Here is a 24,374-nt window from a genome sequence, read left to right as displayed (position 1 = left end):
GGCGCCCGCCCCTGCTGCGGCGCCTGCACCCGCCGCCGCGCCGGCCAAGGCCGCCCCCGCCAAGGCCGCCGCCGGACCCGCGCCCGCCGAGGACTCCGAGACGCAGACGCTGCGCGGCGCCGCGGCCGCCGTCGTCAAGAACATGAACGCGTCGCTGGACGTGCCGACCGCCACGAGCGTGCGCGCCATCCCCGCGAAGCTGATGATCGACAACCGCGTCGTCATCAACAACCACCTCAAGCGCACGCGCGGCGGCAAGATCAGCTTCACCCACCTGCTGGGCTACGCGATCGTCCAGGCGGTCAAGCAGTTCCCGAACATGAACCGGTACTTCGCCGAGGTCGACGGCAAGCCGACGGCCGTCACGCCGGCGCACACCAACCTCGGTCTGGCCATCGACCTGCAGAACAAGGACGGCTCGCGCCAGCTCGTCGTCGCGGCCATCAAGCGTTGCGAGACAATGCAATTCGGCCAGTTCATCGCCGCCTACGAGGACATCGTCCGGCGGGCCCGCGACGGCAAGCTGACCGCCGAGGACTTCAGCGGCGTCACCATCTCGCTGACCAACCCCGGCACCATCGGCACCGTGCACTCGGTGCCGCGCCTGATGCGCGGCCAGGGCGCGATCATCGGCGCCGGTGCCATGGAGTACCCGGCCGAGTTCCAGGGCGCGAGTGAAGAGCGCATCGCCGAGCTCGGCGTCGGCAAGCTCATCACGCTGACGTCGACCTACGACCACCGCATCATCCAGGGCGCCGAGTCCGGCGACTTCCTGCGCACCGTGCATCGCCTGCTGCTCGACGACGCCTTCTTCGACGAGATCTTCCGCGAGCTGGGCATCCCCTACGAGCCGGTGCGCTGGCGCATCGACAACCCGGACTCGATCGCCCACAAGAACGCCCGCATCATCGAGCTGATCGCGGCCTACCGCAACCGCGGTCACCTGATGGCCGACATCGACCCGCTGCGCCTGGACAAGACCCGCTTCCGCAGCCACCCCGACCTCGACGTCAACACCCACGGCCTGACGCTGTGGGACCTGGACCGCGAGTTCAAGGTCGACGGCTTCGCCGGCAAGCAGTTCATGAAGCTGCGCGACGTGCTGTCGGTGCTGCGTGACGCCTACTGCCGCCACGTCGGTGTCGAGTACACCCACATCCTCGAACCCGAGCAGCAGAAGTGGCTGCAGGAGCGCGTCGAGGTCAAGCACGACAAGCTGGCCGTCGGCGAACAGAAGTACATTCTGTCCAAGCTCAACGCCGCCGAGGCCTTCGAGACGTTCCTGCACACCAAATACGTTGGGCAGAAGCGCTTCTCGCTGGAAGGCGCGGAGGCCGTCATCCCGATGATGGACGCCGCCATCGACCAGGCCGCCGAGCACGGACTCGACGAAGTGGTCATCGGCATGCCGCACCGCGGTCGCCTAAACGTGCTGGCGAACATCGTCGGCAAGCCGTACGCCAAGATCTTCAGCGAGTTCGAGGGCAACCTGAACCCGGCGCTGGCGCACGGCTCCGGCGACGTGAAGTACCACCTCGGTGCCACCGGGCACTACCTGCAGATGTTCGGCGACAACGAGATCGACGTGTCGCTGGTGGCCAACCCCAGCCACCTCGAGGCCGTCGACCCGGTGCTTGAGGGCCTGGTCCGGGCCAAGCAGGACCTGCTGGTCGGTGACGAACACGACGACAGCGACGCACACGGCCGCTTCTCGATCGTGCCGATGATGCTGCACGGCGACGCTGCGTTCGCCGGTCAGGGCGTGGTCGCCGAGACGCTCAACCTCGCGCTGCTCAAGGGCTACCGCACCGGCGGCACCATCCACATCATCGTGAACAACCAGATCGGGTTCACCACGGCGCCAACGGATTCGCGCTCCAGCGAGTACTGCACCGACGTGGCCAAGATGATCGGCGCCCCGATCTTCCACGTCAACGGCGACGACCCCGAGGCGTGCGCCTGGGTGGCCCGCCTGGCCGTCGACTTCCGCGAGGCGTTCAAGAAGGACGTCGTCATCGACATGCTGTGCTACCGCCGCCGCGGCCACAACGAGGGCGATGACCCGTCGATGACGCAGCCGTACATGTACGACGTCATCGACACCAAGCGCGGCGTCCGCAAGACCTACACCGAAGCCCTCATCGGCCGTGGTGACATCTCCATCAAAGAGGCCGAGGACGCGCTGCGCGACTACCAGGGCCAGCTGGAGCGGGTGTTCAACGAGGTCCGCGAGCTCGAGAAGCACGAGATCGAGCCCAGCGAATCGGTGGAGACCGACCAGACCATCCCGCAACGCTTGTTCACCGCGGTCGACAAGTCGCTGCTGGCCCGCATCGGCGACGCGCACCTGGCGGTGCCGGAGGGCTTCAACGTGCACCCGCGCGTCAAGCCCGTGCTGGAGAAGCGCCGCGAGATGGCCTACGAGGGCAAGATCGACTGGGCCTTCGGTGAGCTGCTCGCCCTGGGCTCGATGGTCGCCGAGGGCCGGTTGATCCGGTTCTCCGGTCAGGACACCCAGCGCGGCACGTTCACGCAGCGGCACGCCGTCCTCATCGACCGCGTCACCGGCGAGGAGTTCACCCCGCTGCAGCTGCTGGCCACCAATACCGACGGCACCCCGACCGGCGGCAAGCTGCTGATCTACAACTCGGCACTGTCGGAGTTCGCGGCGGTCGGCTTCGAGTACGGCTACTCGGTGGGCAACCCCGACGCCATGGTGCTGTGGGAAGCCCAGTTCGGTGACTTCGTCAACGGCGCGCAGTCGATCATCGACGAGTTCATCAGCTCCGGTGAGGCCAAGTGGGGTCAGCTCTCCGACGTCGTGCTGCTGCTGCCGCACGGGCACGAGGGCCAGGGCCCGGACCACACGTCGGGCCGCATCGAGCGGTTCCTGCAGGTGTGCGCCGAAGGTTCGATGACGGTCGCCATGCCGTCGACCCCGGCCAACTATTTCCACCTGCTGCGCCGGCACGGCCTGGACGGCATCCACCGTCCGCTGATCGTCTTCACCCCGAAGTCCATGCTGCGCAACAAGGCCGCGGTCAGCGACGTCAAGGACTTCACCGAGATCAAGTTCCGCTCGGTGCTCGAGGAGCCGACCTACGAAGACGGCATCGGCGACCGGTCGAAGGTCACCCGGGTGCTGCTCACCAGCGGCAAGCTGTACTACGAGCTGGTGGCCCGCAAGGCCAAGGACAAGCGCGAGGACATCGCGATCATCCGCATCGAGCAGCTGTACCCGCTGCCCAAGCGCCGGCTCAACGCCACGCTGGACCAGTACCCGAACGTGCAGCAGTACTTCTGGGTGCAGGAAGAGCCGGCCAACCAGGGCGCGTGGCCGACGTTCGGCCTGAGCCTGCCCGAGCTGCTGCCGGAGAAGCTGCCCGGCATCAAGCGCATCTCGCGCCGGGCCATGAGCGCGCCGTCGTCGGGTAGCTCGAAGGTGCACGCCATCGAGCAGCAGGCCATCCTCGACGAGGCCTTCGCCCCCTAAACACCGGACGTGGGCTTGTGTGCGAACTTCTCGCGAAGTTTCGCACGCAAGCCCATTTTCGTGTGCGTGTGTGCGCGCTTGTGCGCCAAGGCGGCCCCCGCCACCGCAACACGATGTTCGTCGAATCCCGGCGGTGGGCCGGACAGTCCCAGCAGCGCCTGTAGCAGCGAGTCCTCGGCAGTGGCCAGGGCCCGACGGGTGATGTCGGACGGTTCAGCAGCCACCCGACCGGGCAAGCGGTCCAGTCCCGCAGCCCAGGGCCGAACCGCGTCGTCACCGACGCGTCCGGCAGCCGCCCTGATGGCGGCCAACTCGCGTGACAGCACGCTGGGCGCCGGGTAGGCGCCGTCGCGTTCCAGCATGATGGCGGGCACCTCGGTTCTGCGCGCAAGCTCGGCGAGCAATTCCAGGATCGGCTCGGCGACATCGGCGGTGTGGGTGTCGTGCCAGACGCCGTCGCGCAACGCTCCACCGGCGACGTGGACGTAGGCGATCCGATCCAGCGGCAACGTGTCGAGCGCAGCGAGCGGATCGGCGCCGAAGTTGACGGCCGACGTGTACAGGTTGGCCACGTCCAGCAGCAGGTGCGCGCCCGTGCGCTCGATGATCTCCCGCAGGAACTGTGCCTCGGTGAATTCGTCGTCGGGCCATGACACGACGGATGCCACGTGTTCGAGGGCCAGCGGGACGGGCAGCGCGTCCTGGGCGTTCCGGACATTGGCCACGACGACGTCGAGTGCGGCCCGGCTGCGCGGTACCGGCAGGAGATGCCCGGCTTCGCGGTCGCCGGCGCGCACGAAAGCGATGTGCTCGCTGACCAACGGGGCCCCGAGGGCCACCGCACAGTCGCCGAGGTGCTTCAGCCGCGCAGATTCGGGCCGCTCCGCACCACCCAAGGAGAGCGAAATTCCGTGTGGCACAACGGGAATTCCGCGGCCGCGCACGGCAACCAACGACTCCGGGAGGGCGCCCGGCCGGATGCCCTCGGCGATCACCTCCATGAATTCGACACCGGGCAGTCGCTCGATGGTGAGGTCGATCTCGGGCCGCCAGCCGATGCCGACGGCCGGCCCGAGGGCGCCGGCGGTCATCCGCCGCACCCGCCGCAGCCGCCACAGCCACCGCCGCCGCAACCCCCTCCGCCACAGCTGCTGCCGCTGCCACAACCGCCTCCGCTGCCGACACCGGCACTGCCGATCAGCGACGTGCGCAGATCGTCGTCTGTCAGCGCGGCGAAACCGAGCAGCGCGACCCCGACCACCTGCGCCTGCCGTAGCGCGTCGGCCCGCCGGGTCTCCGTCGCAGGATCGTTCAGGCCCACGCCGGACTCGTACCGGTTCTTCATGCCTTCGAGCGCGAGTTTCCCCGAGTCGGACGGTCGGTGCGCCGCGTCGGCGAGAAATGCGCGTACCAGGACGAGCGTCGACAGACCGGTGGCCACCAGGAAAACCGTCAGCAGGATGACCCTGTGGTGCAACTCGATGCCGTTGATCAAGCGGAGGAGGCCGACCACCCATACCGCGCACGGCAGCAGCGCGCAGGCGCGCAACACGGTGGTCGAACCGTCGTCGAGAAGCAGACCCCGGCCGCGCAACCGGTCACCGATCGCCACGATGTGCGGGTGCTTGCGCAGCCGCCGCATCGCGCTCCGCCGGCGGCGCGTCGTGGACACACCGGCGGCGACGGCAGCATCGACGTCGTCGAGCGGTTCGACGTCGGCGGGAACGGTGAGCGCACCGCTGCGGGAAACCAGAAGCCGGTCGCTCAAGGCCAGGTTTGCGATCGCGGCGCTGACTGTACGTCCCGGGCCGCCCGCCAGGTACGCGGTCTCGTAGGGATCGAGCAGCGGCCGCGGGTTCTCGGGATCGCTTTCCGTGTGGGTCAACACGGCCCGGAAGCCGTACATCAGCGCGAGCGCAAGTAGGTAGGTGACGAAATAGACGCCCAGAAACTGTGGTCCGGTCAGGCCCCATGATGCTGTCATCGGAATCAACTCCTTGCCGTCGGGTCGAAGAAGCGGAGCAGTGCAGCGAGCGTCTCCATAACGGCGGCGAGAAGCGACAAAATGCGCTCACGGCGGCCGTTTCCTTGCATGATTCACAGGTTGGGAGCGGTTTGGTACCGTTGAGTACCGCCGCTCCTGCGGCACCACCCGGTGCTATCCGACACCGGCGGTACCGGCTACTGTCGCTAACAGCAGCGCATCGACCACAAGGGAGTGTTCATGGAGGGCTTCGCCGGGAAAGTCTGTGTCGTCACCGGAGCCGGATCGGGTATCGGTCAGGCCCTCGCCATCGAGCTCGCCCGCTCGGGCGCCAAGCTGGCGATCAGTGACGTCAACACCGAGGGCCTCGCCGAGACCGAAGAGCGGATCAAGGCCATCGGCGCCCCCGTCAAGGCCGACCGCCTCAACGTCACCGAGCGCGAGGCCTTCGCCCTCTACGCCGACGCCGTCGCCGAGCACTTCGGCAAGGTCAACCAGATCTACAACAACGCCGGCATCGCCTTCACCGGCGACATCGAGGTCAGCCAGTTCAAGGACATCGAACGGGTCATGGACGTCAACTTCTGGGGCGTCGTCAACGGCACCAAGGAATTTCTGCCGCACCTGATCGCCTCGGGCGACGGGCACGTCGTCAACGTCTCCAGCGTCTTTGGCCTCTTCGCCGTCCCCGGCCAGGCCGCCTACAACGCCTCCAAGTTCGCCGTCCGCGGCTTCACCGAGGCGCTGCGCCAGGAGATGAAGCTCGCCGGCCACCCCGTCAAGGTCACCACGGTGCACCCCGGTGGCGTGAAGACCGGTATCGCCCGCAACTCCACCGCGGTCGAAGGCATCGACCCGAAGGAGCTGGCCAAGACCTTCGACGCGAAGCTGGCCAAGACCACCCCCGAGCGCGCCGCCAAGATCATCCTGGAGGCGGTCCGCAAGGGCCACGCCCGCGTGCTCGTCGGACCGGACGCCAAGCTGCTGGACCTCATCATCCGGGCCACCGGCTCGGGCGCGTACCAGGATTTGTTCTCCCGCGTCACGTCCCGCGTGATGCCGTCGCGCTCGCACTGACACCCACCACCCAACGCAAAGGAGCGGTCATGGAGGGATTCGCCGGCAAGGTCTGCGTGATCACCGGAGCCGGGTCGGGTATCGGCCAGGCGCTGGCCATTGAACTGGCGCGCTCGGGTGCGTCGCTGGCGATCAGCGACATCGACACCGAGGGCCTGGCCAAGACCGAGGAACAGGTCAAGGCCATCGGCGCCGAAGTGAAAGCCGACCGGCTGAACGTCGCCGAGCGGGAGGCCTTCGAGCTGTATGCCGACGACGTGGTCAAGCACTTCGGCAAGGTCAACCAGGTCTACAACAACGCCGGCATCGCCTTCACCGGTGACCTCGAGGTCAGCCAGTTCAAGGACATCGAGCGCGTCATGGACGTCGACTTCTGGGGCGTCGTCAACGGCACCAAGGTCTTCCTGCCGCACCTGATCGCCTCGGGCGACGGTCATGTCGTCAACGTCTCGAGCATCTTCGGCCTGTTCGCGGTACCCAGCCAATCCGCTTACAACGCAGCCAAATTCGCCGTCCGCGGCTTCACCGAGGCGCTGCGCCAGGAGATGAAGCTGGCCGGCCATCCGGTGAAGGTCACCACGGTGCACCCGGGCGGCATCAAGACCAACATCGTGCGCAACTCGACGGCGGCCGCCGACATCGACTCCGCGGGCTTGAACAAGCTGTTCGACAGGGGTGCCCTGACGACGCCGGAACGGGCCGCCCAGATCATCCTCGAAGCGGTCCGCAAGGGCCACGCTCGGGTGCTGGTCGGGCCGGACGCCAAGATCGTCGACGTGATCGTCCGCATCACCGGATCGGGCGCCTACCAGGGGCTGTTCGCGGCCATTGCGGGACGCGTGCTGCCCCGGCTCGGTTGAGTCTCCCGGGCACAGTCGTTTGGCCCTACCCTCGGGCGCCGAGACGCAAGGCGGCCGGAGGTCGGGTTGGGGTTGTTCACCAACAGCGGCGGGGCGAAAAGTCCCTGAGCGCAACCGGGGCGACGATCCGCGAGTTGTTATTGAACCCAGGGACGTTTCGCGGCGCGGAACGGTACGTGGCTTCAATCAAGAAGCTACTGATCCCGCGGGATTGAGACCACGCACTTCTCACGAGGTTTACCCGCCGCTGGTGAGTAGCGCCATTGCGTGTGGATCACCGGCGATCACCGCGGGTTGCCAGCTTGGCTAGTGGTCCAGCGGGTGCTGGGCCAGCCACGCGCCCGCCACCGCGGCCGGATCGGCACCCTTGTCGACCTGACCGATCATGTCGGTCAGCGTCGCGGTGTCCAGTTCACCGGCAATTCCGTTGAGCGCCAACACCTGCTGCTCAGCGAGAACGTTGCGCCGATACAGCGGCACCACGTTCTCGGCGCGGATCAGTGCGGTTCGGTCGGTCAGCACCGTCACGCCGGACGGCGCGGCCGGCGCCGCGGTCGAGGTCCACGCCACGGTCACCGCAGCCGCCTTGAGTGCATCGAAAAGGCTTGCGGTGTCCTTGAATTCACGAGCGGCCGGCAGGACGCAGTCCCCCACGCGAGCCGGGTGCGCGTCCCCCGTAACCACGCCGACGGACAATCCGGCGCAGTGCCCCGGCAACGCCGCGACGTCCCGCTTGCCCCACCGGTCGGCGGTCGCCGCGGTGACCGCGACAGCCGGCTTGTCCTGTGCCGACGCGGTGTAGTCGGCGGCGGCGACACCTTCGGGCAACGCCGAGATCATCGACCGGTACACCTGCTCGTCGGCCCGCGCCGTGGCGTGTGGGACGAATCTGGCGAGCAGTTCGCCGGTCAACCCCGGCGCCACCGTCACATCGGCGGAGTCCAGGGCCGCAACGGGATCCGGGACCAGGTGCACGCGGGTCGGGATACCGAAATATCCCAGGGCGGCCGAGTACAGATGCGCGAGCAGTTTCGACTCGCTGGTCGGCGCGGCGCCGACGGTCACCGCCGGGGGCCCCGGCACGGATTGCCCGCTGCTGCAGCCCGCCGTCGTCGCGGTGAGCAGTGCGGCCAGCGCCACACCGCCCGCCGCGACCCGGCGGCTCATGGTGCTCAGGCTTGCGACGCGGCGGCCACCGCGGCCGCCACGGCCGGACCCACGCGCGGGTCGAGCGCGCTGGGCACGATGTAGTCGACCGACAGGTCATCACCCACGACCGAGAAGATGGCTTCTGCGGCAGCCACTTTCATGGCCTCGGTGATGCGGCGGGCACCGGCGTCCAGGGCGCCGCGGAACACGCCGGGGAACGCCAGCACGTTGTTGATCTGGTTCGGGAAGTCGCTGCGACCGGTCGCCACGACGGCGGCGTACTTGCGGGCGACGTCCGGGTGAATCTCCGGGTCCGGGTTCGACAGCGCAAACACGATGGCATTGGGCGCCATCTCGGCGATGAATTCCTCGGGCACCAGTCCGGCCGAGACGCCCAGGAAGACGTCGGCGCCGTCGAGCGCCTCGGCGATGCCGCCGGTCACGCCGCGCGGGTTGGTGCGGCCGGCGAGCTCGGCCTTGAACGAGTTGAGGTCGTCACGACCGGAGTGCACGACGCCCTTGCTGTCGAGGACGATGATGTCGCGAATGCCGCTGGCCAGCATGATGTTGGTGCAGGCCACACCGGCCGCACCGGCACCGGACACCACGACCTTGAGGTTGTGCATGTCGCGCTCGAGCACCTTGGTGGCGCCCAGCAGTGCGGCGAGCACCACGATGGCGGTGCCGTGCTGGTCGTCATGCATGACGGGGCAGTCCAGCGCCTCGATGACGCGGCGCTCGATCTCGAAACATCGCGGCGCGGAGATGTCCTCCAGGTTGACGGCGCCGAACGTCGGACGCAGCCGGATCAGGGTCTCGACGATCTCGTCGGGGTCCTTGGTGTCCAGCACGATCGGGATGGAGTCGAGGCCGCCGAAGGTCTTGAACAGGGCGCTCTTGCCCTCCATGACCGGCAGGGAGGCCGCCGGGCCGATGTCACCGAGGCCCAGCACCGCGCTGCCGTCGCTCACCACGGCGACCAGGCGGTTGGCCCAGGTGTACTTCTTGGCCAGCGTCGCATCGGCCGCGATGGCACGGCTGACCTGGGCGACGCCCGGGGTGTAGGCGATCGACAACGCGCGCTGGGTATCAAGCGGCTCGTTGAGGGCTACGGAGAGCTTGCCCCCTTCGTGGGCGGCGAAAATCTCCGCATCATCGATGACCACCTGGGGTGTGCGCACAGCGCCTGACTTATCTGACACCGCGTCAGGCTACTTCACTCAATTGTTACTCGCCGGTTCCGCGTAGCATTTGCGACTGGTCTACTGATCCGAGAAGTCCGCCCCACGGGAGGTCAGCCGCATGCCCTCGTTCCGCGCACTCCAACCATCGAACTTCCGCCCGGTCCCGAAAAAGCCGCCTGCCGGGCCCGATGCCAGCTCCATCCACGTTCCGGTCGCCCGCGCCACCGTCGACTGCGGCGTCTACTCCATGGGCGCGCGGCTACCCGGCAAATACACCCACGGCGCAGCCGTCGCCAAGGTGCGCGAACTGCGCGCGGCCGGCGCGGAGGCCTTCGTGTGGATCGGGCTTCACGAGCCCGACCAGCACCAGATGCAGGCCGTCGCCGACGTCTTCGGGCTGCACGAACTGGCCGTCGAGGACGCGGTCTGCGCTCATCAGCGACCCAAGCTGGAGCGGTACGACCAGACCCTGTTCCTGGTGCTCAAGACGGTCAGCTACGTCGAGCACGAGTCCGTGGCCAATGCCCGGGAGATCGTCGAGACGGGCGAGATCATGGTGTTCGTCGGCCCCGAGTTCGTGGTCACGGTCCGGCACGGTGAACACAGCGGGCTGGCCACGGTGCGGCACCGACTGGACGAGTCCCCCACCATCCTGACGCTGGGCCCCTACGCGGTGATGCACGCGATCGCCGACCATGTGGTGGACAGCTATCTCGATGTCACCGCCTCGGTCGAGACCGACATCGACGCCATCGAGCAGGCCGTGTTCTCCCCGCACACCCAGACCGACATCGAGAGCATCTACCTGCTCAAGCGCGAAGTAGTCGAGCTGCGGCACTCGGTGAACCCCCTGACCATGGCACTGCAGCGGCTGCTGTCCGACCACCACGACCTGATCTCGAAGGAAGTCCGCCGCTACATCCGCGACGTCCATGACCACAACAGTCAGGCCGCCGACCAGATCACCGGTTTCGACGACATGCTGAGTTCGCTGGTGCAGGCGGCGCTCGGCAAGGTCGGCATGGAACAGAACGCGGACATGCGCAAGATCTCGGCGTGGGTCGCCATTGCCGCGATGCCCACGATGATCGCCGGCATCTACGGCATGAACTTCGACAACATGCCCGAACTACATTGGCATTACGGCTATTTCGCCGTCCTGACGGTGATGGTGCTGGTGTGCACGGGCCTGTACCGGACGTTCCGCCACAACCACTGGCTGTAACCACGGCTAACGCGCGGCAACGCGCGAGTAAACGGCATCTTTCGTAAAAGTGCACCGCGCACACCGCAGGCCGGTCATGCTTTCGACATGAAACTCGGAAGCAAGTCCGTCGCGGTGGCAGTCGCCCTGGCGAGTGTTGCTTTGGGCGGCGTCACGGCGCCGTCCGCCCATGCCAACGGCGCTGACGCCGTCATCAGAGATCTCGAAGCCGAGGGCTACATCGTCAGAATCAACTGGCTCAACGGCAACAAGCCGACAGTGCTGCCGCGCTGCACCGTGGTCCGGGTCAACAATCCGTCCTCCGACGAACCTGCCGAGGGGGATGTCGTGTGGGCCGATGTCGCCTGCCCGAACAACACGTCCTAACTAGCTGGGTTCGGCGGCCCGGCGGTTCTGATCGAGGACGTCGACGCCGTCCTGCTGCCACGCCTCACGCATGGCGTCGGCACCCTTGAGCCGCACCCAGGCGGCTTCGGTCGCGGTGATGGGCGTGGCGCTCAGGATCCGCACCGGCTGATACGGCTCAGGCAGCTCAACTTCACCGATCTCGCTGTCGCCCAACAGAAATGCCGTGAACACGGCGCCCTGCCACACCGGTCCCTGCAGATCGATCAGCGCACCGGGTTCCAGGATCAGGCCCTCGACAGCCGGCGCCGACGCCAGGATCGCGATGGAACGGGCCAGCCCCGTCGGGGTCGGGCCGCGCAGCGACAGCACCGCCTCCGCCCGCGGACCGCTGACCCCGTCGGCCATCATGTCCATCGGATCCGCCATGGGGTACCGCGAACACCCCTGCGACACATAGTGATACACGTCGCCATCGGTCGGCCCGAAGCGCAGCACCTCGATGGGGTCGGCCCCGAGGAAGGTGACGCTGGCACCCACCGGCTCAGCAGTGCTGCCACGGCCGGCGAAATGCGTTGTCACATGGGCCCGTACCGCGCCGAGGACGTCGGTCACTGCGGCAAGGACAGGTTGCGCCCCGTCGCCGGGTCGAACAGCGTCAACTTCGACGTATCCAGCGCCAACTCGACCTTGCCGCCGGCAGTCGCGGCCGACTTGGCCGAAACCCTTGCCACATAAGTGGTTTCGCTCGATCCGGCGTCCGCGGTGTCGTCGGCCAGCTGGTCCAGCTGGGCAGCCTGCGCGCCGGCACCTTCGAGCCGGAAGTGCACGTACTTGTCGGCGCCGAGCGATTCCACCAACTCGGCGTCGACTTCGAACGTCAGGGACTGGATGCGCGCGTAGGCATCGATCACCGCGGCGTCGTCGAACTGCTCGGGGCGCACGCCCACGATGAGGTCGGACGACGGCCGCTGCCGATCCAGCGCCTCCCGCGCTTCCTCGGTCAGCGTGACCTCACCGAACTGGAGTTGCACCCCGACGTCGGTGCGGGTGGCCGGGAAGAAGTTCATGGACGGGGAACCGATGAAACCGGCGACGAACAGGTTCGCCGGCTGGTTGTACAGCTCGTCGGGGGTGCCGACCTGTTGTGCGACACCGCCGCTCATCACCACCACCCGGTCCCCCAGCGTCATCGCCTCGGTCTGGTCGTGGGTGACGTAGACGGTGGTGGTGCCGAGGCGGGCCTGCAGCCGGGCGATCTCGGTGCGCATCTGCACGCGCAGCTTCGCGTCCAGGTTCGACAGCGGCTCGTCCATCAGGAACGCCTTGGGGCTGCGCACGATGGCGCGGCCCATCGCCACCCGCTGGCGCTGGCCACCGGACAGCTGCGCGGGCTTGCGGTCCAGGAGTGCCGTCAGGTCAAGGATTTTCGCGGTCTCCTCGACCTTGGCCGCGATCTCGGCCTTCGGCATCTTCGCGAGCGTGAGCGGGAACGCGATGTTCTGCCGCACCGTCATGTGCGGGTACAGCGCGTAGGACTGGAACACCATCGCGATGTCGCGATCGCGCGGCTCCTTCTCGTTGACCCGCTCGCCACCGATGCGCAGCTCGCCGGAGCTGATGTCCTCCAGCCCGGCAATCATGTTGAGCGTCGTCGACTTTCCGCACCCGGACGGCCCGACCAGGATCAGGAACTCACCGTCGGCGATGGTCAGCGACAGGTCCTGCACTGCCGTCGCCCCACCGGTGTAGCTCTTGGTGACGTTCTCCAGAACGATTTCGGCCATGACTACCCCTTCACCGCACCGGACGTCAGGCCCGCGACGATCCGTCGTTGGAAGATCAGAACAAAGATGATGATGGGCACCGTGATGACCATGGCACCGGCGGCGATGGAGCCGGTCGGTTCCTCGAATTGCGAACTGCCCGTGAAGTTCGCAATCGCCACAGGCGCCGTGATGGCCCGCTGGGTCGCGGTCAGCGACAGCGCCAGCAGCAGGTCGTTCCAGGCGAAGATGAACACCAGGATCGCCGCGGTGACGATGCCCGGCGCGGCCAGTGGGGCGATCACCTTCCGGAAAGCCTGCCCCGGCGTGGCGCCGTCCATCTTGGCGGCCTTCTCCAAATCCCAAGGGATTTCCCGGAAGAACGCCGACATGGTGTAGATGGCCAGCGGCAGCGCGAAGGTGATGTACGGCAGGATCAGGCCGGGCCAGGTGTCGAACAGCCCGACGGTGCGCTCGATGTTGAACAGCGGTGTCACCAAAGAGATCTGAGGGAACATCGCGATCAGCAACGAAAGGCCTACCAGCACCCGTTTGCCCGGAAAGTCCAGGCGCGCCACGGCGTACGCGGCCATGCCACCGATGGTCACCGCGATGGCGGTGGTGATGAGCCCGATGCCGATCGAGTTGATCAGCGCCGAGCCGAAGCCGCCGCCGGTGAAGATGCCCTTGTAGTTGTCGAACGTGACCTGACGCGGAATCAGGTTGCCGTCCTTGACCGTTGACGTCGGCTTGAGCGACAGCGAGAAAATCCACAGCACCGGCAGCAGCGCGTAGACCACCACCAGGACGTTGACCACACCCCAGCCGGCGAGTCGGCCGCCACGTGTCTGCCCGCTCATCTAGCGCACCTCGGCTTCCGCACCGGGCGCCGCAGCACCGAAGATCTTGATGTAGATGAACGCGATGATCGCGACGGTGGCGAAGATCAGCACACTGATGGCCGAACCCAGCCCGATGTTGAAGGCCTTGAACAGGTTGTCGTAACCCAGGATCGACACCGAGCCGGTGTTGTTGGTGCCGCCGGTGAGCACGTAGATGTTGTCGAAGATGCGGAACGCGTCCAGGGTGCGGAACAGCAGGGCCACCAGGATGGCCGGTTTCATCAGCGGCAGAGTCACTTTGGCGAACCGCTGCCAGCGGCCCGCACCGTCCATCTGGGCGGCGTCGAGCAGATCCTGGGGCACCAGGACCAGCCCGGCCAACAGCAACAGCGACATGAACGGCGTCGTCTTCCACACCTCGGCCAGCACCACGACGGCCAGTGACGGCAACTGCTCGGTCAGTGGCGCGGTGCCTGTCGGCAGCAGGTTCGCGAGGTAGCCGGTGCCCGGCGTCCACGCGTAATACCAACTGTAGGAAGCGGCTACGGTCACGATGCCGTACGGGATGAGGATGGCGGTACGCACCAGGGAGCTGCCGAACATGGTCCGGTGCATCACCACCGCCAGCGCCATGCCGAGCACGAACTCGATGGCCACCGACACCACCGTGATGCCGAGAGTCACCACGAACGCCGTCCACCAGTAGTGGTCGGTGAGGATCGTCGTGTAGTTGTCCAGCCCCACGAACCGGGTCTCCCCCGGCGCCGCCAGGTTGTCCCGGTGCAGGCTCAGCCACACCGCGTAGACGACGGGGTACGCGGCCACCGCCAGCATCACGAACACCGCGGGCGCGATGAGTGAATAGGCAAGGCGCCGCTCGGGCATATTGATGCGACCCTGGGCCGGTTGGTTCGCTCGGCGAGCCTCGCTCACGGGATCAGCCCCTTGCCGTCGATCGCCTGTTGCACCTCGGCGGCCAGCTTGTCGGCGGTGGTCTGCGGATCGATCTTGGTGATCGGGGCCAGCGTCGCCGAAATCCGCGTCGAGACCGCCTGATACTGCGGCGTCGCCGGACGTACGGCGGCATCCGCGAGCTGCCGACGGATCACGTCGTACTGCGGGTACTTGGCCTGGAACTTGGGATCGTCATACAGCGACGCCCGGACTGCGGGCAGCCCGCCCTCCACCGAGGTGTACTCCTGGTTGGCCGCGCTGCGCAGGCACCGGATGGCCTCGAAGGCCTCGGCCTTGTGCGTACTGTCCTTGCCCACAGCGAGATTCAGCCCACCGATCGTCACCTTCGCCGGCACATTGGGTTTCACCGCCGGGTAGTCCGCGAAGCCGAACACCTTCTTGCTCGCGTCGTACGCGGCCGTGAACTGCGCATCGTCGGGCGCGAAGGTACCGACGTCGTTGATGGCGCTCTTGAGTTCCGCCTGCTCATTGAGCGGCAGGAACGGCACGCCGCCCTTGACGGCGTTCTCCAGCAGCGACGGCAACACGAACGGCCAGTTCACCTCGAGCGCGGCCTTGCCCTGCTCGAGCGCCAGCCGCGCAGTGCCTTCGTCGGTCTGGGTGATCGACGGGTCGGCTCCGGGCGCGGTGGCCACCGACTTGATGACCTGCAATGCCTTGACGGTTGCGGCGCGGTGCTCAGGGGTGTCGGTCAGGGTGACGGTCTTGCCATCGTCGGACAGCACGCTGCCGCCCGCGCTGGTCAGCAAGGTGTTGAACCACACCACCAGGCCCTCGTACTGCTTGGCCTGCACGGCAATCCAGCTGGGGCCGCCGGCCGCGTGCAGCCGGGTCGCCTGGGCCACCATCTCATCCCAGGTCGCAGGCGGCTGCGGCATCAGGTCGGCCCGGTACCAGAGCATCTGGGTGTTGGTGGTGATGGGCGCGGCGAACAGCCGGCCCTTCCACTGCGCGGTCTTCAGCGGTCCGGGCAGGGTGTCGTCGGCGGCGTCGGCTTCGGCTTTTCCGGCCGGGTCGTCGGCCAGGGGCACCGCCCATCCGGCCTCGGCGAACTCGGCGGTCCAGACCACGTCCAAGCCCATGATGTCGAGGCTCTTGTCGTTGCCGGTCAGCCGGCGGGCCAGCTGCAGCCGCTGATCGTCCGCGCCCTTGGGCAGACTGACCTGCTTGATGCTGAAGCGGCCACCAAGCTCGGCGTTGCAGCGCTTGGCGACGGCCGAGAACGTCCCCATCTCATTGGCCGACGTGTAGAGGCTGACGACGGTGCCGCCGTCACCGGACCCGCAGGCGGACACCAACGCGGCGGCCGTGCACGCCGCCGCACCCGCTGCCAGCGCAGCCCGCAGCTTTCCCGCGCGCACCACGGACGCCTCCTGTCTCACGGGAACCTCCCGCGCGCAAACCGTAGAGCGCAGCGGGTGTCACGTGCAACATATCGGGCGACGTCAGGAGCCGATCATGTGCCTGAGCGCGGCGTACGCGCGATATCAGGCGGCCCAGGCCGGACGGCTCAGAGCGACAGCCGCCCCAGCAGGTCGCGGCCCTGTTCGGCACACACCGGGTCGCACAGGACGTCGTAGCGCCCCGCGACCAGCTGCATGGTGGAGCTGAAATCCCTTGTGCCACGCGACATCGCGTACTGCACGCCGGAGGTGATCAAGCCGAAGAAGATGCCGGCGATCAGGCCCGTGAGCAACGATCCCCACGCGTTGGTGCCGAAAAGCCCGAGAACCAGGCCGATGAACAGACCCAGCCACGCCCCGGTCAGGATGCCGCCGCCCAGCACGCGCGGCCAGGTGAGGCGTCCGGTGACCCGCTCGACCTGCATCAGGTCGACACCCACGATGGTCACGTGCTGCACCGGAAACTCTTGGTCCGACAGGTAATCGACGGCGCGCTGGGCCTCGGCATAGGTCGGGTAGGACCCGATGGGCCAGCCCTTGGGCGGAGTCGGCAATCCGGGCTGTCCACCCGGGCCCGGGGTCCGGTCGGGCTGCAGCGGATTCGTCATGCCCCTGGTCTCCTGTCAGTCGCCGCGGAACGCCACTTCTGATACCACGATGCCATGATCTCTTAGGCTAGGTTGGTCGGCATGACAAGTCCGGGCGGGGAGTCGGGGCAGCCCTCCTGGGAACCATCGCGCCCGAGCAGTCCGGTGCCGCCGCCCGCCGGGACCGACGCCGAAGCCACCAGCGACTACCCGGTCTACGAGTACCCGGCGCTCGAAGAACGCGGACCCACCACCACGCCCTGGCAGCAGGGGCCCGTCGGCCCGGCACCTCAGCCGGGGCCGCCGACAGGCGGTTTCGGTCCGCCTCCGGGCCCGCCACCCGGCTTCTACGGACCCCCGCCCGCAGGCCCCTACGGCGCCCCGCCACCGGGAATCGCGCCACCTGGGATGGCGCCACCGGGATACCTGCCACCGGCCGGCTACCTGCCGCCCCCGATGTACTCCTCGTACCCGCCGCCGCCGTCGAACGACGGCATGGCCATCGGCTCACTGGTGTGCTCGCTGGTGGCGTTGCCGCTCTACTTCATGTGCTTCTTCGGGCCGGTCATCTCGCTGCTGGGCATCGGCCTCGGCATCGTGGCCGTGATGCAGAACAAGGGCCGGCCGCAGAACAGCGGCAAGACCATGGCCATCGCGGGCATCGCGATCGGTGCCGTCTCCATCATCGTCGGACTGCTCGGCTTCGTGCTGCTGTACGACTGGGCCACACACGTCGACCCGAACACCATCTGACCGGCCGGCAGCCGGCCCGGTCACGCCGGCGGGCTGAACCGTTCGCCGGTGCGCGTCATCCCGGCCGCACGGCCCTTGCCCGCGATCACCAGTGCCATCTTGCGGCTGGCCTCGTCGATCATCTCGTCGCCCAGCAGCACCGCGCCGCGGGCACCGCCGGCCTGCGACGTGTGCCATTCGTAGGCCTCGAGGATCAGCTCGGCGTGGTCGTAGTCGGCCTGCCGCGGACTGAAGATCTCGTTGCCGGCCGCGATCTGGTCCGGGTGCAGCACCCACTTACCGTCGTACCCGAGCGCCGCGGTCTGCCCGGCGACGCGCGTGAACGCCTCGGTGTCCTTCACCTTGAAATACGGGCCGTCGATGGCATTGATGCCGTGTGCCCGCGCCGCCACCAGGATCGTCATCAGCACGTGGTGATAGGCGTCGCCGACGCCGTAGCCGGCCGGCTGCTCCCCCACGACCAGGGTGCGCATGTTCAGACTGGCCATCAGATCGCCCGGCCCGAAGATCAGCGCCTGCACGCGCGGACCACCGGCGATGGAGTCGGCGTTGGTCAGCCCCTTGGCGTCCTCGATCTGGGCCTCGATGCCGATGCGGCCGACAGGTAGTCCGTGCGTGCGCTCCAGCTGGGTCAGCAAGAGGTCCAGGGCCTGCACATGCGACACGTCGCTGACCTTCGGCAGCACGATGACGTCCAACTCGCCGCCCGCGCGCGCCACCTCGGTGACGACCTCGATCACGTCGGCGTACGTCCACGGGGTGGTCCAGTCGTTGACCCGCAACCCGCGCAGCTGGCCCGCCCACCCCGGTTCGCACAATGCGCGCGCCACCCGGGCCCGGGCCGCCGCCTTGGCGTCCGCCGCGACCGCGTCCTCCAGATCGAGGAACACCTGATCGGCGGGCAGCGTCTTGGCCTTGGCGATCATCTTGTCGCTGCTACCCGGAACGGAAAGGCAGGTACGGCGGGGCCGATACAGGTTCTCCACAACCCCACTCTCTACCCTGTGGAGCATGGTGGCGGTCAACAGGGTCTACGTGGCTCGACTCGCTGGACTGGTCGTTCTGGGCCCCGACGGAGAGTCGGTCGGCCGGGTCCGCGACGTGGTCGTGAGCATGGGCATCGTCCGCCAACAACCGCGGGTGCTGGGCCTCGTCGTGGAACTGACCACGCGCCGAAGGATTTTCGTCCCGATCCTGCGGGTGACCTCCATCGAGCACAACTCCGTCACCCTCACGGGAGCGACCATCTCGCTGCGCCGGTTCCAGCAGCGCCCCGGCGAGGCCCTGGTACTCGGACAGATTCTGGACACCCGCGTCCGCGTCACCGATCCGGAGCTCGCGCAGCTCGCCGGCGTCGACGTGGTGGTGGTGGACCTCGCCATCGAGCAGGCCCGGTCGCGCGACTGGGTTGTCACCCGGGTCGCGGTGCGCCACCGCCGACTGGGCCGGCGCACCACCGTGCACGTGGTCGATTGGCAGAACGTCAGCGGCCTGACGCCGTCGGCGCTCGCGTTGCCCGGTCAGGGCGTGGCCCAACTGCTGGAGCAGTTCGAAGGTCAGCGACCCGTCGAGGTCGCCGACGCGCTGCGCGACCTGCCGGCCAAACGCCGCCACGAGGTGGTCCGGGCCCTCGATGACGAGCGGCTGGCCGACATCCTGCAGGAGCTCTCCGAACCCGAGCAGGCCGAACTGCTCAACCAGCTGGGTACCGAGCGCGCCGCGGACGTGCTGGAAGAGATGGACCCCGACGACGCCGCCGACCTGCTCGGTGAACTCGACGCCACCCGCGCCGCCGTGCTGCTGGACCGGATGGACCCCGAGGACTCGGAGCCGGTGCGCCGCCTGCTGCAGCACTCCCCCGACACCGCCGGTGGTCTGATGACGCCCGAGCCCATCGTCCTGACCCCGGACACCACCGTCGCCGAGGCGCTCGCACGCGTCCGCGACCCCGAGCTGACGCCGGCCTTGTCGTCGCTGACGTTCGTGACGCGGCCCCCGACCGCGACGCCGACCGGCCATTACCTGGGCTGTGTGCACACCCAGCGGCTGCTGCGCGAACCGCCCGCCACCCAGGTCGGCGGCATCCTCGACACCCATCTCCCGGTGCTGTCGCCGGCCAGCTCGCTGGCCGAGGTGACGCGCTACTTCGCCGCCTACAACCTGGTGTCGGCGCCGGTGGTCGACGACGAGAACCATCTGCTGGGCGCCGTCACCGTCGACGACCTGCTCGACCACCTGCTGCCGTCCGACTGGCGCAGCGCGGATGAACCAGGGTCCGGCTCGACTCAGGAGATCACCGACAACATCACGGGAGCGAGCCGGTGAGCGAGCCTTCGGCCCGGCAGCGCCTGGACATCCCGCGCACGTCCCGCTTCCGGCTGACCCCGCGCGTGGACGTCGAGGCGGTCGGCCGGTTCAGCGAGTCCATCGCCCGGTTTCTGGGCACGGGCAAGTACCTGCTGATCCAGACCGTGATCGTGGTCATCTGGATCGCCTTCAACCTGATCGCCATCAGCCTGCAGTTCGACCCGTACCCGTTCATCCTGCTGAATCTCGCATTCTCGACGCAGGCCGCATACGCCGCGCCGCTGATCCTGCTGGCGCAGAACCGCCAGGAGAACCGGGACCGCGTCTCGCTCGAAGAGGACCGTCGACGCGCGGCCCAGACCAAGGCCGACACCGAGTTCCTGGCCCGGGAACTGGCCGCGCTGCGGTTGGCCGTCGGCGAAGTGGCCACCCGCGACTACCTGCGCCGCGAACTCGATGAGTTGCGGACGTTGATTGCTCAGCAGAACGGCGGCAAGAGTGGAGCCGGCAAACGCAAGGCCGGAAAATCACGACCGCCGGTCGAGGAAAACGAGGTCCCCGGCGACCCCGCGGCCGACTCTCTCGAAGGGGCCGATAAGAGTTTCCACTCCGCGGAAACATTGCTACAAAAACCGGCCGCGGAATAGGTATGGTGACTCGGGTCACAACACATGTCACCGGGGTCACTCCGGTATTCCATTTCCATAGGATGGGTTAGTGCACAACGGGGGCGACACCGCAGATACCGCGGACAACACTGCGCCCATTCCCGACTCCCACGCACTTTTCGGTGACTCCGCGCTGATGGACGACACCATCGAGGACTACGACGCAGCTACCGACGACGCTGCCGACCCGGTCGACGCAGCCGTCCCCGGTCGGCGCCGGCAAATCGCGCGGGCACTGCGCCGGCCGTTGGCCGGCGTCGCCGTCGTCGCGCCATTGGTGTTGATGCTCGCCGTCGGCGGTTCCGCGCCGACACGGCAGACGACAGTGCACAACAGCGCCACCGCGGGCGTCACCCCCATGGCGGCCGTCACGCCCACCACCCCCGGCCCGCGCAACCGGGCCGGCATGACCGTGGTGGCGGCCGATCAGATGCCCCGCGCCCTGCACATGGACCCGACCACCACCCTGTCGCCGCCGCCGGCGTCGCTGGTGATGGCCCCGGGCGGGCTGCGGATTCCGCCGGTGGTGCTCAACGCCTACCGCACGGCCGAGAAGATCATGGCGACCAACGCCCCCGGCTGCGGCATCAGCTGGAACCTGCTGGCCGGCATCGGACGCATCGAGTCCGGGCACGCCAACAGCGGCGCCACCGACGCCCGCGGCAATCCGACAACCCCGATCCTCGGTCCGGTGCTCGACGGCACCCTCGCCGGCAACGAGGTCATCGTCCAGAGTGTCTCGGCCGGCCGGGTGACGTACGCCCGCGCGTTGGGCCCGATGCAGTTCCTGCCCGGCACGTGGGCCCGGTACGCAGCGGACGCCAGCGGCGACGGCAAAGCCGATGTGCAGAACGTGTACGACGCCTCCCTCGGCGCGGCGCGCTACCTGTGCAGCGGCGGGCTGAACCTGCGTGATCCGTCCCAGGTGCTGACGGCGATCCTGCGCTACAACAACTCGATGCCCTACGCCCAGAACGTGCTCGGCTGGGCCAAGGCCTACGTCACCGGCATCGCACCGGTCGACCTGCCGCCCATCGTCGGACCGCCGCCTGCCATCGGCGACCAGCACCTCGACAACCCCGAGGGACTCGGACCGGGACTGCCGATCAACGCGATGGGTCTGCCGTCCGACGATCCGCTGGCGATGACGCCCGCGCTGCAGATGGGACGCACCGGGCCGTTGCCCGGACCGGCCGAACCGAAGCAGAACTGCGCGGTGTTCTGCCTGCAGGGTGGGCCAGCACCGGCGGCCGTGCCCGGACCCGCGCTGGACGCCCCGGCGTTGGATGCACCGGCGAACCCGTTCAACCTGCCGCCGTTCCTGCTGCCACCGGCACCTGCCGCTCCGGCACCGGCACCTGCTCCGGCGGGCCCGATTCCGGTGACGGCGGTGGGTGTGGGTACGCCCGCGGCCGGACCGGTCGGAGCGCTTCCCGGCCCTGCCGTCGCACCTGCCGCCGTGCCTGCGGCCCCGGGTCCCATCGCTCCGCCACCCGCGGAGCCCGGGCCTCCGCCGCCACCGGCCTTCCCGGGCCTACCGTGACCAGCTGCCGGTGCGCTGACCGGCAGCTATAAACTCGCCAGTAATGTCTGCTGAGCTGAATGCCGCCGTGCGTACCGCACTGGGCAAAGTTGTCGACCCTGAATTGCGCCGCCCGATCACCGAGGTCGGCATGGTCAAGGACGTCACCGTCGAATCCGACGGCGCCGTCCACGTCGAGATCTACCTGACCACGTCGGCCTGCCCCAAGAAGACCGAGATCACCGATCGCGTGACCGCGGCCGTCACCGACGTGCCGGGCACCGGCACGGTCAAGGTGACCCTCGACGTGATGAACGACGAGCAGCGCGCCGAATTGCGCAAGCAGTTGCGCGGCGACTCCAAGGAACCGGTCATCCCGTTCGCGCAGCCCGGTTCGCTGACCCGGGTGTACGCCGTGGCATCCGGTAAGGGTGGTGTCGGCAAGTCCAGCGTGACGGTGAACCTCGCGGCCGCGCTGGCTGCCAAGGGGCTGTCGGTCGGCCTGCTCGACGCCGACATCTACGGCCACTCCGTGCCCCGCATGATGGGCGTGCAGGATCGTCCCACCCAGGTCGATTCGATGATCCTGCCGCCGGTTTCGCACGATGTGAAGGTCATCTCCATCGCGATGTTCACCCAGGGCAACACCCCGGTGGTGTGGCGCGGGCCCATGCTGCACCGCGCGCTGCAGCAGTTCCTGGCCGACGTGTACTGGGGAGACCTGGACGTCCTGCTGCTCGACCTGCCGCCCGGCACCGGTGACATCGCCATCTCGGTGGCGCAGTTGATCCCCGGCGCCGAGATTCTCGTCGTCACCACACCGCAGATGGCCGCCGCCGAGGTCGCCGAGCGGGCCGGTGCCATCGCCGTGCAGACCCGCCAGCGCATCGTCGGCGTCGTCGAGAACATGTCCGGGCTGACCCTGCCCGACGGCACCACGATGCAGCTGTTCGGCGAGGGCGGCGGCGCCCAGGTCGCCGAAAGCCTCACGCGCACAGTCGGTGCCGAGGTGCCGCTGCTGGGCCAGGTGCCACTGGACCCGCAGCTCGTGAGTGCCGGCGACACCGGTGTGCCGCTGGTGCTGTCCGGTCCGGACACGGCAGCCGGCGCCGCGTTGCGCGGTATCGCCGACAAATTGTCCAGCCGCAAGCGCGGACTGGCAGGCATGTCGCTCGGGCTCGACCCGGCCGGGCGCTGACCACCTTCCGTCCGACAGGAATCATCAAGTGACACATATCCATACGCGCAGCGGCGCACAGAACGTCGGCCTGCTGAGCGTGGCGGCCTACCGCCCGGGCCGCGTCGTCACCAACGACGAGATCTGTCAGACCATCGATTCGTCGGACGAATGGATCTACTCCCGGACCGGCATCAAGAACCGGCGGTTCGCCGGCCGCGACGAGTCCGCCGCCTCGATGGCGTGTGAAGCCGGCCGCCGCGCCTGCGCGGCAGCGGAACTGTCCGGCTCGGACATCGACGCTGTCATCGTGGCCACCAGCACCAACTTCCGCAACACCCCGCCGTGCGCGCCTCAGGTCGCCACGGAGATTGGCGCGCAGGGCATTCCGGCCTTCGACATCGCCGCGGGCTGTGCCGGATTCGGCTACGCGCTGGGCGTGGCCGCCGACATGATCCGGGCGGGCAGCGCGAACCGCATCCTGGTCGTCGGCTCGGAGAAACTGTCCGACGCCATCGACATGACCGACCGCGGCAACGCCTTCATCTTCGCCGACGGTGCCGCAGGGGTGGTCGTGGGACCGGCCGAAGAACAAGGCATCGGACCCACCGTGTCCGGTAGCGACGGCGAACAGTCCAGCGCCATCGTGCAGGACCACAGCTGGATCGACTTCGCCGAGAACCCTTCCGGGCCACGGCCTTTCCTGCGCATGGAGGGGCAGACCGTCTTCCGCTGGGCGGCCTTCCAGATGGTCGACGTGGGCAAGCGTGCCATCGAGGCCGCGGGCCTGACGGTCGACGACATCGACGTCTTCATCCCCCACCAGGCCAACGGCCGGATCAACGAGCTGCTCACCAAGGGTCTGGAGCTCAAGCCGGAAACTGTTGTCGCCCAAGACATTCAGGATGCCGGCAACACCTCGGCCGCCTCGATTCCGCTGGCGATGTACACCCTGCTCGACACCGGCGAGGCCAAGCCCGGCAGCCTGGCTCTGCTCCTCGGCTACGGCGCGGGCCTGGCCTACGCCGCCCAGGTGATCCGGCTGCCCGGATAGCCG

At 68.1% G+C, this 24,374-nt stretch carries 22 protein-coding genes; 11 read left to right on the top strand and 11 right to left on the bottom strand.

From position 1 onward, the window contains the following. Positions 1 to 3,493, top strand: a 3,493-nt coding sequence (locus EB75_RS23655; protein WP_073697687.1) for a multifunctional oxoglutarate decarboxylase/oxoglutarate dehydrogenase thiamine pyrophosphate-binding subunit/dihydrolipoyllysine-residue succinyltransferase subunit, incomplete at its 5' end; no start/stop codon positions are given. Here the strand turns inward: EB75_RS23655 and EB75_RS23650 are convergent. After that, positions 3,490 to 4,584, bottom strand: coding sequence for an MbnB/TglH/ChrH family RiPP precursor modification enzyme (locus EB75_RS23650; RefSeq protein WP_142239785.1), 1,095 nt, complete (start codon positions 4,582 to 4,584; stop codon positions 3,490 to 3,492). The two genes, EB75_RS23655 and EB75_RS23650, sit on opposite strands and share 4 nt — an antisense overlap. After that, entirely contained in the window at positions 4,581 to 5,477 is an 897-nt protein-coding gene (locus EB75_RS23645; RefSeq protein ID WP_061009863.1) for a TIGR04222 domain-containing membrane protein, read from the bottom strand. The genes EB75_RS23650 and EB75_RS23645 overlap by 4 nt, the downstream gene beginning before the upstream one ends. Positions 5,478 to 5,717: 240 nt before the next feature. Here EB75_RS23645 and EB75_RS23640 point away from each other — a divergent pair, with 240 nt between their 5' ends. Both EB75_RS23640 and EB75_RS23635 read left to right on the top strand, forming a co-directional pair. Next, positions 5,718 to 6,554, top strand: a complete 837-nt coding sequence (locus EB75_RS23640; RefSeq protein WP_061004153.1) for an SDR family NAD(P)-dependent oxidoreductase — start codon at positions 5,718 to 5,720, stop codon at positions 6,552 to 6,554. Positions 6,555 to 6,583: 29 nt separating this feature from the next. Beyond that, the gene (locus EB75_RS23635; RefSeq protein WP_061004151.1) at positions 6,584 to 7,414 is read left to right on the top strand and encodes an SDR family NAD(P)-dependent oxidoreductase; all 831 of its coding nucleotides are present in this window, start codon (positions 6,584 to 6,586) and stop codon (positions 7,412 to 7,414) included. A gap of 306 nt (positions 7,415 to 7,720) precedes the next feature. On the opposite strand, the gene EB75_RS23630 is transcribed toward EB75_RS23635, so the two are convergent. Then, positions 7,721 to 8,581 carry a glycine betaine ABC transporter substrate-binding protein gene (locus EB75_RS23630; protein ID WP_073697686.1) on the bottom strand — a complete coding sequence of 287 codons (861 nt, stop codon included), beginning with the start codon at positions 8,579 to 8,581 and terminating at the stop codon, positions 7,721 to 7,723. A gap of 5 nt (positions 8,582 to 8,586) precedes the next feature. Further along, complete coding sequence (locus EB75_RS23625; RefSeq protein WP_061004157.1) at positions 8,587 to 9,729, bottom strand: NAD(P)-dependent malic enzyme; 1,143 nt, start codon at positions 9,727 to 9,729, stop codon at positions 8,587 to 8,589. 136 nt (positions 9,730 to 9,865) lie between these two features. Between EB75_RS23625 and corA the strand changes: the two genes are divergently transcribed. Beyond that, positions 9,866 to 10,972, top strand: a complete 1,107-nt coding sequence (corA, locus tag EB75_RS23620; RefSeq protein ID WP_064858962.1) for a magnesium/cobalt transporter CorA — start codon at positions 9,866 to 9,868, stop codon at positions 10,970 to 10,972. A gap of 87 nt (positions 10,973 to 11,059) precedes the next feature. Next, positions 11,060 to 11,338, top strand: coding sequence for a hypothetical protein (locus tag EB75_RS23615; RefSeq protein ID WP_073697685.1), 279 nt, complete (start codon positions 11,060 to 11,062; stop codon positions 11,336 to 11,338). Here EB75_RS23615 and EB75_RS23610 read toward each other — a convergent pair whose 3' ends face one another. The 6 genes from EB75_RS23610 to EB75_RS23585 all read right to left on the bottom strand — a co-directional run bounded on the left by EB75_RS23610 (position 11,339) and on the right by EB75_RS23585 (position 16,911). Then, positions 11,339 to 11,932 carry a suppressor of fused domain protein gene (locus EB75_RS23610; protein ID WP_073697684.1) on the bottom strand — a complete coding sequence of 198 codons (594 nt, stop codon included), beginning with the start codon at positions 11,930 to 11,932 and terminating at the stop codon, positions 11,339 to 11,341. Beyond that, positions 11,929 to 13,104 (bottom strand): ABC transporter ATP-binding protein, encoded by a 1,176-nt coding sequence (locus EB75_RS23605; RefSeq protein WP_073697683.1) that lies wholly within the window; start codon positions 13,102 to 13,104, stop codon positions 11,929 to 11,931. The genes EB75_RS23610 and EB75_RS23605 overlap by 4 nt, the downstream gene beginning before the upstream one ends. A gap of 2 nt (positions 13,105 to 13,106) precedes the next feature. Continuing rightward, positions 13,107 to 13,943, bottom strand: coding sequence for a carbohydrate ABC transporter permease (locus tag EB75_RS23600; RefSeq protein ID WP_073697682.1), 837 nt, complete (start codon positions 13,941 to 13,943; stop codon positions 13,107 to 13,109). Next, positions 13,944 to 14,810 carry a carbohydrate ABC transporter permease gene (locus EB75_RS23595; protein WP_073697702.1) on the bottom strand — a complete coding sequence of 289 codons (867 nt, stop codon included), beginning with the start codon at positions 14,808 to 14,810 and terminating at the stop codon, positions 13,944 to 13,946. A gap of 44 nt (positions 14,811 to 14,854) precedes the next feature. After that, positions 14,855 to 16,264, bottom strand: a complete 1,410-nt coding sequence (locus tag EB75_RS23590) for an ABC transporter substrate-binding protein (protein ID WP_174557714.1) — start codon at positions 16,262 to 16,264, stop codon at positions 14,855 to 14,857. A gap of 146 nt (positions 16,265 to 16,410) precedes the next feature. Next, complete coding sequence (locus EB75_RS23585; protein ID WP_073697681.1) at positions 16,411 to 16,911, bottom strand: general stress protein; 501 nt, start codon at positions 16,909 to 16,911, stop codon at positions 16,411 to 16,413. A gap of 81 nt (positions 16,912 to 16,992) precedes the next feature. Here EB75_RS23585 and EB75_RS28985 point away from each other — a divergent pair, with 81 nt between their 5' ends. Next, complete coding sequence (locus tag EB75_RS28985; protein ID WP_142239784.1) at positions 16,993 to 17,643, top strand: DUF4190 domain-containing protein; 651 nt, start codon at positions 16,993 to 16,995, stop codon at positions 17,641 to 17,643. A gap of 20 nt (positions 17,644 to 17,663) precedes the next feature. On the opposite strand, the gene EB75_RS23575 is transcribed toward EB75_RS28985, so the two are convergent. Then, a complete protein-coding gene (locus EB75_RS23575; protein ID WP_073697679.1) occupies positions 17,664 to 18,629 on the bottom strand; it encodes an HpcH/HpaI aldolase/citrate lyase family protein in 966 nt (321 codons plus the stop codon). A gap of 25 nt (positions 18,630 to 18,654) precedes the next feature. Between EB75_RS23575 and EB75_RS23570 the strand changes: the two genes are divergently transcribed. The 5 genes from EB75_RS23570 to EB75_RS23550 all read left to right on the top strand — a co-directional run bounded on the left by EB75_RS23570 (position 18,655) and on the right by EB75_RS23550 (position 24,371). Beyond that, positions 18,655 to 19,968 carry a magnesium transporter MgtE N-terminal domain-containing protein gene (locus EB75_RS23570; RefSeq protein ID WP_073697678.1) on the top strand — a complete coding sequence of 438 codons (1,314 nt, stop codon included), beginning with the start codon at positions 18,655 to 18,657 and terminating at the stop codon, positions 19,966 to 19,968. Further along, complete coding sequence (locus tag EB75_RS23565) at positions 19,965 to 20,597, top strand: DUF1003 domain-containing protein (protein WP_073697677.1); 633 nt, start codon at positions 19,965 to 19,967, stop codon at positions 20,595 to 20,597. Before EB75_RS23570 ends, EB75_RS23565 begins: the two co-directional genes overlap by 4 nt. A 70-nt stretch (positions 20,598 to 20,667) precedes the next feature. Next, positions 20,668 to 22,161, top strand: a complete 1,494-nt coding sequence (locus EB75_RS23560) for a lytic transglycosylase domain-containing protein (protein ID WP_142239783.1) — start codon at positions 20,668 to 20,670, stop codon at positions 22,159 to 22,161. 43 nt (positions 22,162 to 22,204) lie between these two features. Continuing rightward, on the top strand, positions 22,205 to 23,338 hold the full coding sequence (locus EB75_RS23555) for an Mrp/NBP35 family ATP-binding protein (RefSeq protein WP_073697676.1): 1,134 nt from the start codon (positions 22,205 to 22,207) through the stop codon (positions 23,336 to 23,338). A 28-nt stretch (positions 23,339 to 23,366) separates the two neighbouring features. Beyond that, positions 23,367 to 24,371, top strand: coding sequence for a beta-ketoacyl-ACP synthase III (locus EB75_RS23550; RefSeq protein ID WP_073697675.1), 1,005 nt, complete (start codon positions 23,367 to 23,369; stop codon positions 24,369 to 24,371). Positions 24,372 to 24,374 lie beyond the last annotated feature (3 nt).

This window comes from Mycobacterium sp. ST-F2, assembly GCF_001905655.1.
Classification (GTDB): Bacteria; Actinomycetota; Actinomycetes; order Mycobacteriales; family Mycobacteriaceae; genus Mycobacterium.
This window is presented reverse-complemented; position numbering and strand designations above follow the sequence as displayed.

What these genes read in the sequence shown, in the direction of transcription:
- EB75_RS23650 (WP_142239785.1), bottom strand. Translation starts at nt 4,584, where the DNA reads ATGACCGCCGGCGCCCTCGGGCCGGCCGTCGGCATCGGCTGGCGGCCC.
- EB75_RS23645 (WP_061009863.1), bottom strand. Translation starts at nt 5,477, where the DNA reads ATGACAGCATCATGGGGCCTGACCGGACCACAGTTTCTGGGCGTCTAT.
- EB75_RS23640 (WP_061004153.1), top strand. Translation starts at nt 5,718, where the DNA reads ATGGAGGGCTTCGCCGGGAAAGTCTGTGTCGTCACCGGAGCCGGATCG.
- EB75_RS23635 (WP_061004151.1), top strand. Translation starts at nt 6,584, where the DNA reads ATGGAGGGATTCGCCGGCAAGGTCTGCGTGATCACCGGAGCCGGGTCG.
- EB75_RS23630 (WP_073697686.1), bottom strand. Translation starts at nt 8,581, where the DNA reads ATGAGCCGCCGGGTCGCGGCGGGCGGTGTGGCGCTGGCCGCACTGCTC.
- corA (WP_064858962.1), top strand. Translation starts at nt 9,866, where the DNA reads ATGCCCTCGTTCCGCGCACTCCAACCATCGAACTTCCGCCCGGTCCCG.
- EB75_RS23615 (WP_073697685.1), top strand. Translation starts at nt 11,060, where the DNA reads ATGAAACTCGGAAGCAAGTCCGTCGCGGTGGCAGTCGCCCTGGCGAGT.
- EB75_RS23605 (WP_073697683.1), bottom strand. Translation starts at nt 13,104, where the DNA reads ATGGCCGAAATCGTTCTGGAGAACGTCACCAAGAGCTACACCGGTGGG.
- EB75_RS23600 (WP_073697682.1), bottom strand. Translation starts at nt 13,943, where the DNA reads ATGAGCGGGCAGACACGTGGCGGCCGACTCGCCGGCTGGGGTGTGGTC.
- EB75_RS23595 (WP_073697702.1), bottom strand. Translation starts at nt 14,810, where the DNA reads ATGCCCGAGCGGCGCCTTGCCTATTCACTCATCGCGCCCGCGGTGTTC.
- EB75_RS23585 (WP_073697681.1), bottom strand. Translation starts at nt 16,911, where the DNA reads ATGACGAATCCGCTGCAGCCCGACCGGACCCCGGGCCCGGGTGGACAG.
- EB75_RS28985 (WP_142239784.1), top strand. Translation starts at nt 16,993, where the DNA reads ATGACAAGTCCGGGCGGGGAGTCGGGGCAGCCCTCCTGGGAACCATCG.
- EB75_RS23570 (WP_073697678.1), top strand. Translation starts at nt 18,655, where the DNA reads ATGGTGGCGGTCAACAGGGTCTACGTGGCTCGACTCGCTGGACTGGTC.
- EB75_RS23555 (WP_073697676.1), top strand. Translation starts at nt 22,205, where the DNA reads ATGTCTGCTGAGCTGAATGCCGCCGTGCGTACCGCACTGGGCAAAGTT.